Source organism: Sorangium sp. So ce363, from assembly GCF_051520435.1.
In the GTDB taxonomy this organism is placed as follows: domain Bacteria; phylum Myxococcota_A; class Polyangia; order Polyangiales; family Polyangiaceae; genus Sorangium; species Sorangium cellulosum_B.
The window spans coordinates 3,985,075-4,001,591 of the sequence record NZ_CP150333.1 but is presented as its reverse complement, the minus strand read 5'-3'; the positions used below and the strand labels follow the sequence as shown (position 1 = coordinate 4,001,591).

Annotated in this window: 10 protein-coding genes; 3 read left to right on the top strand and 7 right to left on the bottom strand. The window is 68.4% G+C overall.

Annotation, left to right across the window (positions count from 1 at the left end; all coding sequences use genetic code 11):
* Positions 1-168: 168 nt before the first annotated feature.
* From WMF12_RS15345 to WMF12_RS15325, 5 genes are all read right to left on the bottom strand, one after another.
* Positions 169-2,214 (bottom strand): AgmX/PglI C-terminal domain-containing protein, encoded by a 2,046-nt coding sequence (locus WMF12_RS15345; RefSeq protein WP_437552777.1) that lies wholly within the window; start codon positions 2,212-2,214, stop codon positions 169-171.
* A 90-nt stretch (positions 2,215-2,304) separates the two neighbouring features.
* On the bottom strand, positions 2,305-2,544 hold the full coding sequence (locus tag WMF12_RS15340; protein ID WP_157906686.1) for a hypothetical protein: 240 nt from the start codon (positions 2,542-2,544) through the stop codon (positions 2,305-2,307).
* A 526-nt stretch (positions 2,545-3,070) separates the two neighbouring features.
* On the bottom strand, positions 3,071-4,552 hold the full coding sequence (locus WMF12_RS15335) for a tetratricopeptide repeat protein (protein ID WP_437872289.1): 1,482 nt from the start codon (positions 4,550-4,552) through the stop codon (positions 3,071-3,073).
* An 11-nt stretch (positions 4,553-4,563) separates the two neighbouring features.
* Positions 4,564-8,445, bottom strand: coding sequence for a tetratricopeptide repeat protein (locus WMF12_RS15330; protein WP_437872288.1), 3,882 nt, complete (start codon positions 8,443-8,445; stop codon positions 4,564-4,566).
* Positions 8,446-8,536: 91 nt separating this feature from the next.
* Positions 8,537-10,183 (bottom strand): tetratricopeptide repeat protein, encoded by a 1,647-nt coding sequence (locus WMF12_RS15325; RefSeq protein ID WP_437872287.1) that lies wholly within the window; start codon positions 10,181-10,183, stop codon positions 8,537-8,539.
* A gap of 670 nt (positions 10,184-10,853) precedes the next feature.
* Between WMF12_RS15325 and WMF12_RS15320 the strand changes: the two genes are divergently transcribed.
* Positions 10,854-11,699 (top strand): hypothetical protein, encoded by an 846-nt coding sequence (locus WMF12_RS15320; RefSeq protein WP_437872286.1) that lies wholly within the window; start codon positions 10,854-10,856, stop codon positions 11,697-11,699.
* Between the two features lie 7 nt (positions 11,700-11,706).
* On the top strand, positions 11,707-12,264 hold the full coding sequence (locus WMF12_RS15315; protein WP_437872285.1) for a YraN family protein: 558 nt from the start codon (positions 11,707-11,709) through the stop codon (positions 12,262-12,264).
* A 154-nt stretch (positions 12,265-12,418) separates the two neighbouring features.
* On the opposite strand, the gene WMF12_RS15310 is transcribed toward WMF12_RS15315, so the two are convergent.
* Positions 12,419-13,288 (bottom strand): HAMP domain-containing protein, encoded by an 870-nt coding sequence (locus WMF12_RS15310; RefSeq protein ID WP_437872284.1) that lies wholly within the window; start codon positions 13,286-13,288, stop codon positions 12,419-12,421.
* Between the two features lie 76 nt (positions 13,289-13,364).
* The gene (locus WMF12_RS15305; protein WP_437872283.1) at positions 13,365-14,150 is read right to left on the bottom strand and encodes a HEAT repeat domain-containing protein; all 786 of its coding nucleotides are present in this window, start codon (positions 14,148-14,150) and stop codon (positions 13,365-13,367) included.
* A 467-nt stretch (positions 14,151-14,617) separates the two neighbouring features.
* Here WMF12_RS15305 and WMF12_RS15300 point away from each other — a divergent pair, with 467 nt between their 5' ends.
* The gene (locus WMF12_RS15300) at positions 14,618-16,396 is read left to right on the top strand and encodes a carboxypeptidase regulatory-like domain-containing protein (protein WP_437872282.1); all 1,779 of its coding nucleotides are present in this window, start codon (positions 14,618-14,620) and stop codon (positions 16,394-16,396) included.
* Positions 16,397-16,517: the final 121 nt, after the last annotated feature.

The window sequence follows — 16,517 nt, the reverse complement described above, 5'->3', positions numbered from 1 at the left end:
CGCGGGGCCCCCGCCCTACCCCGCGCGACGGACGCCGAGCTGGCCACCCCACAGCGCTCGCCGCAGACCCCTGGCCGCGCCTGGCGCCGGCCGCATCCAGCGCTGAAACGGAAAACGCCCCGCACTTCGCGTGCGGGGCGTTCGCTCGAACCGAGCGGCGAGGCGGGCTCAGCCGCCGGGGCTGAGCATGATCGGGTAGACGACGGTGACGATACCGCCCTCGGGCTGCGGGAACGACAGGCCGTAGAACGCCCGAACGACGCAGGAAACCACGCCGTTATCGGGCAGATCCGAACCGCCGTTACCCACGTTGGAGACCGCGCCGTCGCGCCCGATGACGAAGCGCACCGCGACACGGCCCTGGAGATTCGGGTTGTTCCTGAGCCCGTTCTCGTAGCAGAGCCGGAATCGACCGAAGTTCTGGCGGACGATACGCTGGATGACCTCGGGGGGCAGACGGCCGCTCACGCTGGTAGCACCCATGCGCACCTGCGGCGGCTTGGTGCGATGCGACCCTCCGAGGCGGCCATGGCCGGAGCCGAAGCCCTGGCCGGTGCCGGTGCCGGCGCCGTGCCCGATGGTGCCGATCGAGCCGAGGCCGATGCCCTCGCCGCGCCCGCCGCCGCCCTCGCCGATGCCGGAGAGGCCGAGGCCGCCAGCGCCGAACGAGTCGCCGATCTGATCGCCCCACATGTTGCCGCGGGCGCTCAGCGGATCGTTCCCGAGCGAATCGTCGCGTCCCCACGGCGCGGTCGGCGCGTTCGGATCGCCGCCGGCGCCGGCGTTCAGCAGCCCGATCATGCCGAACTCCGCGGCGTCGCGGAGCGCGGCCTGGCGGGCGATGTGCGGATCCGGGTTGTCGGCGGGCCCCTGGACGCCGTAGCGGTTGCCGGTGGCCTTGGTGTTCGGGTTACCCATTGAACCCTCCTCACCCTTGGCGCGTGTACCGGTGCCGCCCTCCTTGTTGTCCGCCGCGTTGTCGGCGACCTGCTCGGTCTCCTTCTCCTCCATCTCCTTCTCGGCGGCCGCCGCGAGGTACTGCTGGATGAGGAACTGCTGGTCAGCGGAGATCCCGTCCTCGCCCGTATCGCCGAGGGGCGGCATGAAGAAGGCCATCGCCGCGAGCAGCCCGAGGTGAACCGCCATCGAGAGGCCCGTGTACAGCAGGCTCTGCGTGTCCAGCTGGAGGTGGCCGGCCACGACCTTGCCTGCGTTCACGGCGGACACCTGGAAGACGATGCCGTCGAGCTCGACCTTCGCCTTCCCGCCCGACGGAAGCGCCATCTGATAGGCGCCAGAGAGCTCGGAACACGGCTGCGTGAGGCCCTGATCGATCGCCTGCTGCACCGTCATCTTCGGCCTACCCGGGATCTCGATGGTGCCGGTCGCGCGGGGCAGGAGCACCACGGAGACCGAGCCGGAGCGATCCGCGAGGATGATGGGCGCCCGCGTCGTGCCAAGCTTCTCCGAGGGGATGAAGTAGTCGCACTTGAAGTTCTTCCCCGCCTCCTCACCCACGTAGAAGGAGCGCGGCGGCGTGAGGTGCTCGACGTGGAGCACCGCGGCATCCCACAGAATCATGACCTCGACCGAGGCCGCCGGGACCTCGGTTTCGTCGCTCGGCACGTCCGGCCCGTTCTTCACGAGCGTGTACGTGTAGGAGCCCTCGGGCGCGTCCGGGGGCACCTCGTCGACGGCCGGCGCCGACTGCGCGAACGGGTTGTTGTAGGAGAACGGGTCCGCGCCGCCCGCGGAGGCCGCGGCAAACGGGTTCCCAGGCGGCGCGGCCGCGAACGGATTCCCGGGCGCCGCAGCGCCGAACGGGCTCCCACCAGGCGCTGCCGCAAACGGGTTGGCGGGAACCGGCTTCGCAGGGCCCGCGGCCGCGGCGACCGCCACCGGCTCCGCGCGCTCCAGCATGATCTTCGTGCCGCCGATCTGGAGCTGATCGCCTGGGCTGATCTTGCACTTGTTGACGCGCGCCCCGTTCACCATCGTGCCCGGCTCGTTGCCGAGATCGATGAGCGTGATGTCCTGCGGGGAGGCGACCTCGATGACCGCGTGCATGCGCGAGGCAAGCTCGTCATCGACACGCAGATGGCTCTTCGCGTCCTTGCCTACCTTGACGATATCCTGGGTGATCGTCTCCCGGCGGACGAGCGCCTCGTTTTGGTAGAGCGCAAATGTGAGAGCGACCCTTTGCTTGCCTTCCATCTCCGCCAGCCTTCCCTATGCGCCGCGCGGCGCACGCCCCCAGCACCGGGGGGTAAATCGATAGGGCAGGTGCCAAACCTGCCCGTCACATCAGAGGTTCTCGACCGACTTGAGCATCTCCGGAACGAACGAGGTGCGGGGCCTGATCAGCGTCGTCCGGACAGGGCCGGGCCGCACACGGATGGTGGCGTCGTTGGGGCCGAACCCGCCGGCGTTCAGCGGATCGTCCGAGAACTCGTACCCGTACCCCTCGTCCTTCTTCCCACCACCAGGAGCCGCTCCCTGCGCGAACGCCGATGAGGCGACCACGCTCGTAAGAACGGCAGCCACGACTCCCGCACCCAATCGGGTCAACCCTCTCATTCCAGCCTCCTCACAATGTTTCGACTCGGTTACAGTGCCATTGTACCGCCTTCCGCGGCGGCCGGTCAACCAGCTTCGCATGCTATCGAGGCGTCGGAGAGCACGACCCACACACGCCTCGACAACCGATTCTACCCAAGGTTCCCAGAGAGCTGCGACGAAGACGAAAAGAGCGAGCCCCCTTCTCCTTGATGCAGCTTCGTGCAGCGAGAGAAGGGGGCTCCAGGTGCCGTTGTCTGTCGCACCGCCACGCGGTCCGCCCCGCCCGTCGAGCTCGCCCGGAATACTACCGTATCCCTCGCGCACCCTCGTTGCGACCCGGACCGAGCGGGACGTCCGCTGTGGCGGGGCACATCTTCGTGCGCGACGGGCTCATCCGCGTCGTTCGGCTCGCTGCGGCGTACCTTGTACGCCTCACTTGCCTGCCTAGCGGCTGAGCCCGTGTCACACGAACCTGCACCCCGCCATCGACAGCGCGCAGGACGAGGCTCCGCTACTGGGCAGGAGCCGGGGCCGGGGTCGTCGCTTCGCCCCCTTCGCCCTCGCTCCCGGCAGCTGCCTCCTGCTCGGCTTCCTTCGTCTTCATGTCGGCCTCGGCCGCCTTCCGCTCGGCCTCGGTCTGCTTGTTGAAGGCGATGATCTGGTCGATCTCGCTCATACGCTCCTTCGACCGCTTCACCGCGTCGGCGAACTCGGTGCTAGCGCCCGCCTTCTGGATGAACTGACCGAACAGCCCCTTCGCCGACATGAGGGCGCCCTCGGCCCCCTTGCCGCCCGACTTCGCCTTGTACTCCTGGGTCAGGATCGCCTCGTTATAGTAGGTCTCGGCGCGCTCGGGGGCGACCTTCTTGGCGGCGTCGAGCTCAGCGCTGGCGGCCGCCACCATGCTGTCGAAGTTCGCGTCATCGATCTGACCGCGCAGGGCGAGCGCGAGGCCCAGATGAGCGTCGTAGTCGTTCGGACGCATCTTCAGGGCCGCGCGGTACGCCTCGTCCGCCTGCTGGAACCCGCGGAACTGGAGGTTCACCGCCGCGTAGTTCATCTGCGCCTCGTAGAAGGTCGGATCGAGCCTCCTCGCGAGGTTGAACTCCTGCACGGCGCCGTTCAGGTTCGCGAGCTCGACCTGGATCATCCCCGCGGTGTTGTGGATCGGCGCGTAGTTGGGGTTCTTGCGGATGGCCTGGGAGCAGACCAGCGCCGCGAGCTCCAGCGCCTGGGTGTCGACCTTCTTCTGCTTGCTGACGTTGGTCGCGACCGCCTTGCCCGTCTTCCTGCCCGCCTTCTGCTTCGCCGTCTCCAGGTAGTAGATCGCGAGCTGGTTGAACGCGGGCATGAAGGCGTCATCGACGGCCAGCGCGCTCTGGATGTACCGCTTCGCGCGCTGGAAGTCGTTGGGGCCATCGTTGTCCGCGACCTGGTTGCCGCGCTTCATGTACAGGAGCGCGAGGTGCACGAGCGCCTCGACGTTCTTGTACTGAGCATCGACGACGGCGGCCTGGCGCATCTCGCTGATCGCCGCGTCGAGGTTCCTCTCGCCCGACTCCGCCAGGTTGTAGAGCGCCACCTGGACCCGCGCGGGGTGGAACTTCGGATTCTTCTGAAGCGCTTGCGTGAAGTACTTCTTCGCCTCCGAGTCCTTCTTGCAACGCTGGTACGCGAGCCCCGCGTTGTAGATGGCCTCGGCGAACGTCGTGTCCCCTTGCTCGTCCGCCGCGTCCAGGAACAGCTGGGCCGTCGAGCTGCAAGTCGCCTCGGACCAGTCCCCAGCCTTGTCGTGCTGGACCATGGTGTCCATGGCGGTCTTGAACTTGTTGGCCGCCTCGACCGACACGGCCTGACCCTTGCTGTCCGTGATCGTCTTGCCCGTCGTCGGGTCCTTCGCCCCGTGAGCCGTACCGCCGGTGCTGCCGCCGCCACAACCCGTCGCGGCCAGAAGGAGCACCGCAACCGCTGCCAATGAGGTGATGCTTCTCATGTTTCGCTCCATCACTTCCTGGGTCGGGTCGTGGCCCGATCGAGCGCCGAGCCTTCCTTGGACGCACCAGCCGCCGCCGGCGCCGCCTTCTTGTCCTCGCCCGCCTTCTTGTCCTCGCCCGCCTTCTTGTCCTCGCCCTCTTCCTTGTCCTTGCTCGCAGCCGGCTTGTCGGTTGCGGTCAGCGCTTCTCGGAAGGGGGTCCCGTCGAGGTTCAGCGGCGCAGGGCGTTCGCTCATGCCGGAGTTGACCCGCGACGGCGAGCCGCGGAATTCGTCGATGAGGTGGTACTCGGCGCCGTAGTTCTTCGACAGCCACACCTCGCAGGTACGGGAGTAGTCGTCGAAGTACTGGTACTTCACGGACAGGTCGAGGCAGGTCTTGAACGCGCCCTTCGCCATCTGCTTCTGCGGCTCGCTCGCCTCGTCGAGGCGTGAGTAGTACTCACCCCGGATCTCGTCGTACGAGACGTCGGTGCCCGGGACCATGCCGTGCCCCTTCCATTCCTTCGGGATGGGCGCGGCCCGGAACTCGGCGACGAACTTGCCCCACATCTGACCGACGCGCGCGCCGGCCGCGATGACCCACTTCGGCGGAGGCGTCGGCTCCAGCTTGAGGATCTTCTGGTACTCGACGTCGGCCGCCTCGATCGCCGGGCGCTTCTTCTTCACCCAGTCGGCGACCTTGGTGTTGATGTGCTTGAGGACGTCCTCGCGGTTCCCGGAGCCCTTGTACTCGGGGAACTTGATCTTATCGACGTCCTTCCGCTTCTGCTCGGCGAAGTGGAAGTAGGCCTCGCCGACCGCGGTCAGCACCTTGCCGAGCCGGCGCAGCTTCTCCGGCTCCTCGCCGCCGATCGCGTCGAGCTTCTTGAGCGCGGCCGCAGGGTCCTTCCAGTAGCCGCGGACCTTGTTGTACTCGCCGTTCGCCGGGGTCACGCTCTTCGTCTGCAGCAGGACGCGCGCGTACATCGCGTGCGCCTGCACCTGAACGTCGAACGTCGCGTTGCGATCGATCTGCGGCATCGCCGTCGACAGCCGCCGGCGCGCCTGATCCCAGTCCTCGCGATCGATGTAGTGCGCGCCGATCGCGAACGCGATCTGCGCCGTCTGCGCCGGCTTCGCCTTGCCGTAGTTCTTGTTGAAGAGGTCGGCGTCCTTGATCGCCTGGTCCTCCTGACCGAGGCCGAGCCGCAGCACGACCGCGTCCTGGAGCGCCTCGGCGGCCTTCTCCCCCTTCGGGTTCTCGCGGGCGTAGCGCTCGTACCAGTTCGCCGCCTCGTCGTAGACCGCGATCGCCTGGTAGTTGCCGCCGATCTCGTAGATCGACGTCTTCGCCAGCTCGGTGTTGTGGAGGTTGTACCGCGGATCGAGCAGGATCTTGCGGGCCGAGATCGACTTGGCGATGAGGCGGGCGGCCTGGAACGCCTTCGCGGCGTTGTAGAGGACCTCCTCGCTCTTCTCGCACGCGGGCTGCTTCGCCTCGCAGGCGGCCTCGCCGTACTTCTTCCACATATCCATGTAGGCGACGGCGGCCTTCTCATAGTTCTTGAGGGCCTCGACGCCACCGGCCGCGTCAGCAGCCTCGACGAGCTTCTGCGCGCGCAGGCGCTCGATGTCGCGCTGGATGCGGATCAGGATGCCGCACTGCTCGGCGTTCTCCTTCTCCTTGCCGCCCTTGCAGTAGAGATCGATGAACTTGGGCACATCCGCGGCCATGTCGTCGTAACAAGACGGACGCGGCGGGTCCATGTTCGCGCCGAGGACGTTGAGCGACTCGAGGTAGAGCTGCGACGCGTAGATGCCGACTTCCTTGTCGGCGTGGTTCAGCGCCACGTCGCGGAACGCGAGCGCGGCCTCCTCCCAGTGCTGCGCCTCGAAGTACGTGCGGCCGCGCGCGTACTTCACCTCGACGTACTGCTCCTGGGCCTCCTTGTCGTTCGCCGCGGGCTTGATGTAGCAGACGTACCGGTTGAAGGCGGTGATCATGCCCTTCTGGCTGTCACTGAAGTCCTTCGGCTGGAACTTCGCCTTCTCCGCCTTCTTGTCGCCCTTCTTGCCCGTCCCGCCGTCGGGGAGGTTGCCGGACCCCTTCAAGTGGGAGCCGTCCTTGTGGGTCTCGGTGTAGATGTTCTGGTAGCAGAGCACCGAGGCGTACGCGGCCTCAGCCGCCTGCGGGCCGTTCGGATCCTCGGCCACGACCGAGTCGAACGCGGGACCGCACTTGGCCCAGTCCTTCTGGAAGTACAGAAGGTCGGCCATCGCGTACTTGATCTTGAAGATGTTCGGCCAGTCCTCCTTCAGGATGCGGGGGAACTCGAACTTGGCGAACTGCTCCTGCTTGAAGTTGTTGACGACCTTGTCGTAGAGCTGCGCGGCGAGCTGCATCGTCTTCTTGTCGCCGGTGCCGCGCACGCCGCCCGAGCCCACCGCCTCGAGGTGCCAGGCCATCGCCGTCTCGGTCAGCAGACCGGCGGTGATGTTCGAGCACTTCAGCTTGGCGTCCGCCGGGTGCCCCTCGCCCTGGAACTTGTTGTGGACGTCGAGCTGGCGCCCGAGCTCGCCCATGATCTGGTCCTTGTTGCCAGACTTCATGGCGAGCGTCGCCTCCGCGATGTGCCCCTGGTAGACGCAGTACCTCGGGCCCCGATCGCGGGTCATCAGGTCGGTGTAGAGCTCGATGCCCTCCTTGTAGTGACCGGTGTCGAGGTAGTTCTGCCCGAGGTCGTCCATCATCTTGAACGTCTTCTCGGAGCTGCCGCCCGTGTCGCCGCTGAGCGGCCGGAGGAAGTCGTGCGACTTGCGCGGGTCGCCCGCGAGCGCGTAGACGGGGATGATGTCGCGCCGCGCCGAGACCGCGAGCTGCGCCGCGTTCGGCATCTGCTGGAACTGCTGCCCGTACTCGATCGTCTTCTTGAACTCGCTGATGGCGCGGGCGAAGTCGCCCTTGTTCCAGTAGACGTACCCGAGCTTGTAGTGGGCGTAGCCCCAGACCTTGTTCTCGGGCGGCGGGTACTGGGTGACCTTGACGTACGACTGCTCCGCCAGGTCCCACTTGGACGGGTCGCCCTGCGCCTCGTTGAAGAAGAGCTCACCGAAGGCGAGGTACGCGTTCGGGATGTACTTCGAGTTCGGCCAGTTCTTGATGAGCTCGAAGTAGACCTTGCGAGCGTCCTCGAGCTGCTGGGCCTGCTCGTACTCATAGGCGAGGTAGTAAAGGACCTCGTCCGTGCAGCCCGTGCTCTTCGCGGGGTCGGCCGCGTTGGTGCTCTGGCAGTACTTCGGATACTGCGTCTTCAGGTCCGTGTAGTACTTGATCGCCTGCTTTCGCGCGAGGGCGAGGATCTTGTCGGCCTTGGCGATCTCGGTCCGGAGTCCGGCGACCGCCTTCGGGTTCTTCCGCTTGGCCTCGTCCGCCTTGATCTGCCCCTCGGTCTTGTCGCGGAACGCCGCCGACTCGAGCTCGACGTAGCCCTCGGCGAGGCGCCGCATCAGCTTCGGCCGGTCCGGCGCGTTCTTCGGCGTCGAGGAGTACAGGCCCTCGAGCCCCTGGATCTCCGTCACGAGCAGGCTCCTCACCTTCGGGGCGAGGCGATTGCGCCGCTCGTCGCGCTGCGCCGAGGCCTGTGACGCGGTCGGATTGGCCGGCTTCGTCAAGTCCTCGCGCTTCTTCAGCTGGATCCCCTGCGGGGCTGACTTGAAGCTGACCTGCGGCTTCTTGCCCGCCGACACCTGGAGCTTGCCGCCCGGACAGGCGGCGATCGCATCCTTCGCCGGCTGCGTGATGCACGCGTCGGCCGCCGACGCGGGGCTCGTTGTGACCGCGCACGCCGCCACGGCCAACGTACCCGCCGCCGCGCGGAGCGCATGCAGTACACCGAACTTCGACTGCTTCATCTCCATCTCCGTCCCTCCGCCACGGACCCCCGTGAGGAAGCGCTGCCTGCCCCGCGACCTCTGGCCGCGGGGCCAACCATGATGAAATCGCTCACTTGCTGCACTTCGACGTCACGACCTGCCGGTAGAAGCCGAGCTCGTCGCGCCAGTATTCGCCGTCGAACGGCCAGAGCACGTGCTCGTCGTCGGGCTTGACGACGCCGTACGTGAGCGCGTCCTCCTTCGACAGCTGGCCGCTGACGACCTGCTGATCGAGCTTGTTCCTCTCGGCCGCGGTGATGTCGATGAGGATCTTCGACGAGTCGCGGAGGTGCTCGTTGAGCTCGTCGAGGTTGCGCTGGTAGCGCTCCCGGCCGAGCGTGCCGGCGTTCCGGATCGCGAGGCTCCTCGCGAACTCGAGCGCGTCGGTCACGTCGCTGCCGACCGGAGAGTTGCGGAAGTTGGCGGGCGCCTTCTTGAACCGATCCGCCTCCTCATCGAGGATGCGCACGTACTCCATGTTGCGGCGGAGCTGGCGGTCGGAGAGCGCGTTCTCGACGATCGGCCGGACCCTCGGCGGGATGTCGCCCTTGCCGGCGCCCACGTCCTTCAGGAACTGGAAGAAGCGCTCCTCGTTCCCCTCCCCCTGGTACCGCACCAGGATCGACTCGAGGTCCTTCTTGATCGGCTCGTACTTCTTCTTCATCTTCGCGACGATCGTGGTCGCGTCGCCGTACTGGCAGATCGTGAACGAGACGACGGCCTTCAGGATGTCGGCCTCGGGATAGAACGAGTTCGGGAAGTAGGGCGACTCGATCGTGTGGATGTTGCCGAGCGCCTGCGGGTACAGCCCGGCCATGAAGTACGCCCAGGACTGCTCGAAGAGGCTGTCCAGCCAGTACTCGCTCGCGACGTCGACGCGGTTCCAGTACTTGACGGCGGCCGAGAGCTTCGCGGCGTCGATCGTCGGAACGTTGTTGTCGTCGAGGCGGACGGAGGCCGAGTAGTAGGTGCGCGCCATCGAGAGGAACGCGAGGTCGCGCATGCGCGCCTCGTCCTCGAGGCCCTCGACGCCCTCGTCGATCGCCTGGACGATGCGCTGGAACGACTTGACAGCCGGCACCGACTTGCGCAGCTGCACGTACGAGATGCCGCTGAAGAACTGGGCCTGGACGTAGTACTTGCTGTTCGGGTCGACCTTGGCGAAGAGGCTGATGGCCTCCTCGTAGTTCCGGTTCCGGTACTTGTAGCGGCCGAGCAGGTAGTTGAGCTGCCAGTAGAGGTCGCGCTGCTGGGGGTTGTTGAACCGCGCGATCTGCTCGGTCTTGTACTTGCCGACGCGCTCGATGATGTCCGCCGGCTCCGGGAGCTGCGTCGCGAGCTTGGACAGCCAGAGCAGCGTCTCGTTGAACTTGAGGTGGTTCGGCTTGTCGGCGATCTGCGAGAAGATCGCATAGCTCGCCTGGTAGAACTGCAGGCGGTAGAGCGCGATCGCGAGGTGGTACTGGGCGATCTGCTTGTTGCCATCGTCATCGCCGGTGTCGCCGTCGACGACGCGCTTCAGCTGCCGCGCGGCGTCGCTCCACCGCTCGCTGTCGAAGAGCCGCTTGCCCTGCGCCGCCTCCTCCGTCATCTGGCCCGCGGTCACGGGGCCCGCATCCTCGTCGGCGCTGACCTCTTTGCTGGGCTTCTTCTCGCCCTTGGCGTCCGCCTTTTCAGCCGCGACGGGCTTACCTTTGCCGGGCTGCGCATGCCCCACGGCGGGGGATAGCAACAGGGCAGAAGCTACAAGGCAGATACTCGCCACCCGGTTCCGCATCGTCGTTCCTCGCTTTCGGCGACGTAAAGATCGTGGCCCCTTCGCCCCGTTCGCGGCTCCACACACGGAGAACGCGCGCCGTAGACCCCCGAGGCAGCTCGGTCAGGAACCAAAAAGTTCAATGAGAATCAACGGATACTTGCGTGTGGCGGGGGATGGTAGGATTGTGGCGCGCAGCTTGTCAAGCGATGCCGGGCGAGGGGGCCCCTCTTGCATTCCCGTCCTGAGACACCGGGCGCCGGGTCGACCTTGGGGTTGCGCACTGCGTAGGAGTCGACGGTGGAATTATCGAACGGAGGCGCGCTCGCTTCCTTAAGTGCGATCGTCGCGCGGTCGCCGCACTGTTGCCGCCCAGGCGGCAGCCTGACCGTCCGCTGCCAAGGGACCAGCGCGCTCAGGGTCGAACGCCTCGCACCGGCGGCGCCCGCCCACCTCGGCGACGTGGACGGGCGCGCCCCATCCGGCTGTTGACGCTCGAGGCGCGCTTCGTCTAGGGTCCAACCGCTGACGTTGTGCCTTTGAGCACCTCGACTTGAGCGTTTTCTTGCCTCCCGTCCGCGCGCCTCTGCCGAAGCGGTGGCGCGCACCGCCGCCGAAGGAGCACGTTCTGATGACCCGTTCCATTCTGTCCGGCCTGCTCGGCCTGCTCAGCGTCGTCGCAATGGCGAGCCTGCCCTCCGCGTGCGAGAGCGGCGGCGTCGGCGACCCGTGTCTGCCTGAAGATGAGTACGATCCGCAGTTCGCTGGCTTCAAGGTGACGGAAGAGAACATCGAATCGCGATCCTTCCAGTGCCAGACGCGGATCTGCCTGGTGAACCACTTCCAGGGGCGCGTGAGCTGCCCGCTCGGCCAGGAGGCGCTTCCGGCCTGCACGCCCGAGTGCAGCAAGTGCGTGCAGTCGGGGACGTACGCGCCCGACTGCGAACCGACGAGGCCGGACGGCGGAAAGAGCCAGTGCCTCAGCGGCGTCTGCGACCCCGCGGGCGCCTTCTGTCGCTGCAACGGCGACCCGGACTGCCCCGGCGACGGCTGGAAGTGCGAGGATGGCGTCTGCAATCTCTACCTCTGCCACGACAACTTCAAGGGCTGCCAGGACCCGACCAAGTCGGCAGCGGAGAACGAAGGCCTGTCCTGCTGCGTGCCAGGGACCGACGACCAGCCCGTCGCGTCGCCCGTGTGCGGCCAGTGCGCCGCCAACTCGAACCGGAACGCGCAGCAGGCGGTGTACTGCTCGTGCCGGTGCGGCGTGGCCGACGGCGAGCCGGACGACCCGAACTTCAACTTCTGCGAGTGCCCGCAGGGCTTCACCTGCTCGGAGATCCGGCCGAACGTCGGCCTCGGGGACCCGAACATCACCGGCAAGTACTGCATCAAGCAGAACACGGGGTTCGAGAACGAGGGGGCCTGCGGCGACGTGCAGGGCCGCGCCAACTCGGACCAGTGCGAAGGCTTCTAGGCGTCGGGTGACCGGCCGTCGCGGTTCGCGAAGCCCTCGCCCGACGACGGCCGATCTGTCCGGCACCTCCCTCTCCCTCCCTCCCAGCGACGATTCGGGCTCACACGACGGCCGTCCGCCCGGGCGCGCCGCCACGCGCAGCGCGCCGGCGGCTTCGGCGACGAGCCGGACCGCGTTCGGGCCCGCTGGCGCTCCGGCGGCCGACGCGCGGCGAGCGCTCGGTGCGCGCGCGGAGGACGCGGTCGTCGCTCACCTCGCCGCGCAGGGCGTGGAGATCGTCGCGCGCAACGCGCGTGTGGGGCGGCTGGAGATCGACGTGGTCGCGCGCGACGGCCCCGTCATCGTGATCATCGAGGTGCGGACGCGCGGCGCCGGCTCGTACGTCCGCGCCCTCGACAGCATCGACGCGAGCAAGCGCGCCCGCGTGCGGCGAGCGGGCGAGCGGCTCTGGCGCGCCACGTTCTCGCGCGTGCGCGGCGTGGAGCGGATGCGCTTCGACGCCGCGTCCGTGACGTTCCTCCCGAGCGGAGAAGCGATCGTCGAGATCATCAAGGCCGCCTTCTAGCGCGGTGCTCGCGCGGCGACGGTAGGGCCCGAGGGACCCGCCTGGCGACGGCGAGGCCGTGCGGGAGCGCGCGGCCTGATGTCTTCTTATTTTTGGCTTGATCTCGGGAGGGATTCGGACAGCGCGTACGTCGTTCGACCGCGCGCGGGGTCGATCACGCGTCGAGCTGCTCCTGCATCTCGCTGCGGAGTCGCTTCAGCTGGGAGAGGCCCTCGGGGTCGATCTCCATCGTCCCCTTCTGGGCGCGCGCCCCCGCCTCGAGCTTCTCGAGGATCGCATCCATCTTCGCGATCTTGCCCTGCTGGCGCGCCCTCAGGTCCTCGACCATCTTCTCGAACGCCTCGAAGAAGTGCTGGAGCTCGTCGCCCTTCCGGAGCTTCTCGCGCACGATCAGCTTGCCCTCGCCGACCTGACGGAGCAGCCGCTTCATCTTGAAGATCGGCCCGGCGATCTTGTGCGTGAAGACGATGCCCGCGATGCCGACGCCGAGGACGAGCAACGACAGGAGCGCGACGATGAGGCGGAGCAGCATCTGCTGGTTGTTCGCTACGTCGGCGGCCTGCCGCTCGAGCGCCTCCGCCCGCTGCTGCAGCGTGGCAGCGTCGCGCTCGAGCCGCGACTGCTCGTCCTTGAGCTTGCTCTCGTCGCGCTGCGCCGCCTCGCCGAACGTCTTCGCGAGCTCGGGGTCGTCCTTGTACTCCTTCGCGATGTTCATCGCGACGACCTCGCTGACCCGACGGCTCTGGACGAGCACCTCCTGGCCGCGCTTGACGGTCTCCTGACCCTGACGGACGGTCTCCTGCCCCTGCTGCACGGCGCTGCGGCTCTGCTCGATGATCTTCGAGCTCGCGTTCCAGAGGAGGATCCCGAGCGCCACGGAGAGCGCAAGGCTGATCCCCACGAGGAACCCCGTGTATTTCAGCTGGAAGTTCTGGTCGAGCAGGTAGTTCCGCGCGCTCCGCTGGTAGCGCGCTCTGACCTCCGGCGCGGAGGTCTGCGGGGCCGTGCTGGAAGCGTCGCTCATGGGATCCTCGAAGCTGGCTGGGGATGACAAGGGTCGTGATGCACTGGAAAAGCCAATATCGAGCAGCGAAGGTGCGTCACAGCGAGGCGACGACCTTGTGGAAGGTCTCGACCGCGTTCTCGACGCACATCTTCATCAGGATGTTCTCGCTCTGGACGTCTTTCTTCGGGGTGCCGCTCTGCGTGAGCTTCGGCGCGAACTCACCCTGGAGCGACTTGGACGGATAGGTCCACATGCTGACGCGGACCACCTGGGTGAGGTTGCCGCCCTGGTACACGGCGGGCTCGACCGTGGCGAGGAGATAGAAGCCCTTCAGCTTCTTGCCGTTCAGAATCTTCTTGCCTTGCGCCACCGTCTCGCCCTTGGGGGCCACCGCGTAGCCGGCCTTCGCGAGGATCTTCGACTGTATCGCGGCGCGCACGAGCGGCTCGATCTCGGACTCGGGGCGGCCGCTCTTGTTCGTGATCTCGATGGCGACGTAGTACTTCGTGTCCGCGCCCGGAGGCGGCGGCGCCGCCGAGCCGCCCCCGCCGCCGGCGGACAGCGCCGCGATCGACTTCTGCATCTGCGACTTGACGGCCGGCGTCTGCTCGCGCCCCTCGGCGCGCTCCAGGCACGCGAGCCCCGCGGTCTTGCCGAGCTTGCCGAGCGCCGCGGCCGCCGCGACCTTGACGGACGCGTTGCTGTCCGTGAGCGCGTCGCAGAGCGGCCTCGTGGCGGCGTCGTCTCCCGACGCGCCGAGCGCGAGCGCCGCTTGCGTGCGGACGCGATAGTCCTCGTTGGTCCTGAGCTGGTCGGCGAGGTAGCTCGTGCGCTGATCCGCGTAAAGCCTCGTGGGTATCAGCGAGAGTACAAGCGTCACAACCAGCAACACGAGCACTGAAAAGGGCCGACGCATTCCACGTCCGACGATACACGAGCGCATCGCCGCAGTGGCGATCGGATCAGCGGGTCTACACCCGAAAATTGGTGCGCACACGCTCGCACTTTTGCCTTGCATTCGCTCGCTCCTCGCTGCGACCAGACTGGACGGTTTGACGCGGCCTGCCCGCGGCGCTTCAACGCGTGAACCATGTTGGGCTCACGGCGAACACGGCTTCACCATCCGCTTATCTACCCACCCGCTGCCGCCATCGATCCGACGCGCTGCCGCGAGCTCGCGTGCACGTCCGCTCACGTCCGCTTACGTCCGCACTCGCCGCTTGCTCGCTCGCGCCGGGCGAGCGCGAGCTCGGCACGGCTTCGGATCGGCTTCCCCTTGCCCGTGCCGCGTCGGCGTGACGGATAATGCGCGACCATGACGAGGAGCTCGCCGGAGGCCTTCGGGAGATGCGCGGACTGAGACGATGCCTGCCGTGGGCGCTCCTCGCGGCCACGGCGCTCGCGGCGGCGCCCGCGGCGCACGCGCAGACGCAAGGTGCGCCGCTCCGCATCCATGTGCGCGGAAGCGCGCAGATCGAGGCGGTCGCATGGACCGAGCCCGACGGGTTCGTCGTGCGCGGAAGCGTGCTCGACGACGCGCGGAGCGCTATCGCGGAGGCGCCGCTCTCCATCGATGCCCTCACGAGCGCCGGCGCCCCCGCGGTCCTGCCGGCGGTCGACGGGTGCGCGGCCGACGGCGCGGCGCGCGCCCGCGAGCCCCGCCCCTCGCAAGGCGGCTACGTGATCGCGACAGACGAGCGCGGCGGGTTCTGCCTCCGCGGGCGCGCGCCGCTCGCGGACGCCACGCTGCGCATCCGGTTCGCAGGGGGAAAGCTCTACGACGCGGTCGAGGCGAAGATCCCGCTCGAGGCGCACGCGGCCCCGCTCGCGCCGGTGATCCTCCGGTTCGATCCGCCGGTCGACGCGGTCGATCTCGATCGCCCGACGGTGAACGTCACCGTGGCGCTCCGGCTCGATCGCAGCGGCGCGCGCGGCGTCGGGAGCGGCGCGCCGTTCGAGCGCGAACGCCTCCCGGTCGTGCTCGAGGACGAGCGCGGCGCGCGGCTCGCGGAGGCTCCGACCGGCGGCGACGGCCGCGCGCGCTTCGAGCTCCCGACCGAGCGCCTCGACGGCGCCGGCCAGGGCGTGCTGCGCGCGCGCTTCGATGGAACCGCCACGCTCGCGAAGGCGAGCGTCAGCCAGAGCGTCGTCCGGTACGCGCAGGTCACGCTCGATCTGTCGCATCCTGTCGAGCCGGCGCGCGCGGAGGACGGCGTGCCGATCGACGTCGAGGTGCGCTCGTCCCGCGGCCCGGTCGAGGGCGGCGTGGTCGAGGCGCTGCGCGCGGGCGAGCCGGTCGGGGCGGCCACCGTGACCGGCGGCAAGGCGCGGGTGATCGCCGCGTTCACCGCCGAGCGAGAGGGGACGGTCCCGATCTCGCTCCGCTACGTGCCCGCGTCTCCGTGGTGGATCCCCGGCGCGGAGCTCGCGATCGACGTGCCCGTCGCGGGCCCAGGGGCGTGGCGGCAGATCGCGCTCGGCGCCGCCGTCCTCGCCATCGCGGGCTGGGTGCTCGGCGGCTGGCGGCGGGCGCCGAAGCGCGCCGCAACAACGCGCGCGGGCGACGAGCGGCCCGTCGCGCCGCCCGGCCGCGCCGGCGTGCGCGTCATGGGACCGCTCGAGGGCGCGACCGGCTGGCGTGGCGCCGTCGCCGACGCGCATGACGGAACGCCCATCGCGCGCGCCGAGCTCGTGATCGTCGTCCCCGCCTTCGACGGCAGCGGCGTCATCGCCCGCGCGCTGACCGACGACGTCGGCGAGTTCTCGATCGAGGCGCCGTACCGGAGCGACGCGAGGCTCGTGGTCCGCGCGCCGATGCACAGCAGCCATGAGCAGGCGCTCCCGTCGCCGAGCAAGCTGGGCATCGCGCTGGTCACGCGGCGCCGCGCCGTCCTCGATCGCCTCGTCCGCTGGGCGCGGCGCCAGGGAGCCCCCTTCGAGGGGCCGCCGGAGCCGACGCCCGGGCACGTGCGCCGGGTGGCGAGCAGGGTTCAGCAGCGCGAGGTCGAGCTCTGGGCGAACCGGATCGAGCACGCCGCCTTCGGTCCCGATCCCGTGGACGAGCGGATCGAGCAGGACCTCGGGGCGTCGGAGCCCAAGCCGGGCGCCTCGCCGCTGGCCCCGTGAGCCAGGCGCACGGGGCCCGCGGAGCGCCGGCCCCGTCGCCGCGCCGATCTGCCGTTTCGCTGGCCGGATCGCGCCCCCGCGCGACCGCACGTTGACGTATGGGGTGCGTCCCATATAGTCG

Coding starts and splice junctions, on each gene's coding strand:
- WMF12_RS15300 (WP_437872282.1), top strand. CDS start 14,618: ATGCGCGGACTGAGACGATGCCTGCCGTGGGCGCTCCTCGCGGCCACG.
- WMF12_RS15335 (WP_437872289.1), bottom strand. CDS start 4,552: ATGAGAAGCATCACCTCATTGGCAGCGGTTGCGGTGCTCCTTCTGGCC.
- WMF12_RS15330 (WP_437872288.1), bottom strand. CDS start 8,445: ATGAAGCAGTCGAAGTTCGGTGTACTGCATGCGCTCCGCGCGGCGGCG.
- WMF12_RS15320 (WP_437872286.1), top strand. CDS start 10,854: ATGACCCGTTCCATTCTGTCCGGCCTGCTCGGCCTGCTCAGCGTCGTC.
- WMF12_RS15345 (WP_437552777.1), bottom strand. CDS start 2,214: ATGGAAGGCAAGCAAAGGGTCGCTCTCACATTTGCGCTCTACCAAAAC.
- WMF12_RS15310 (WP_437872284.1), bottom strand. CDS start 13,288: ATGAGCGACGCTTCCAGCACGGCCCCGCAGACCTCCGCGCCGGAGGTC.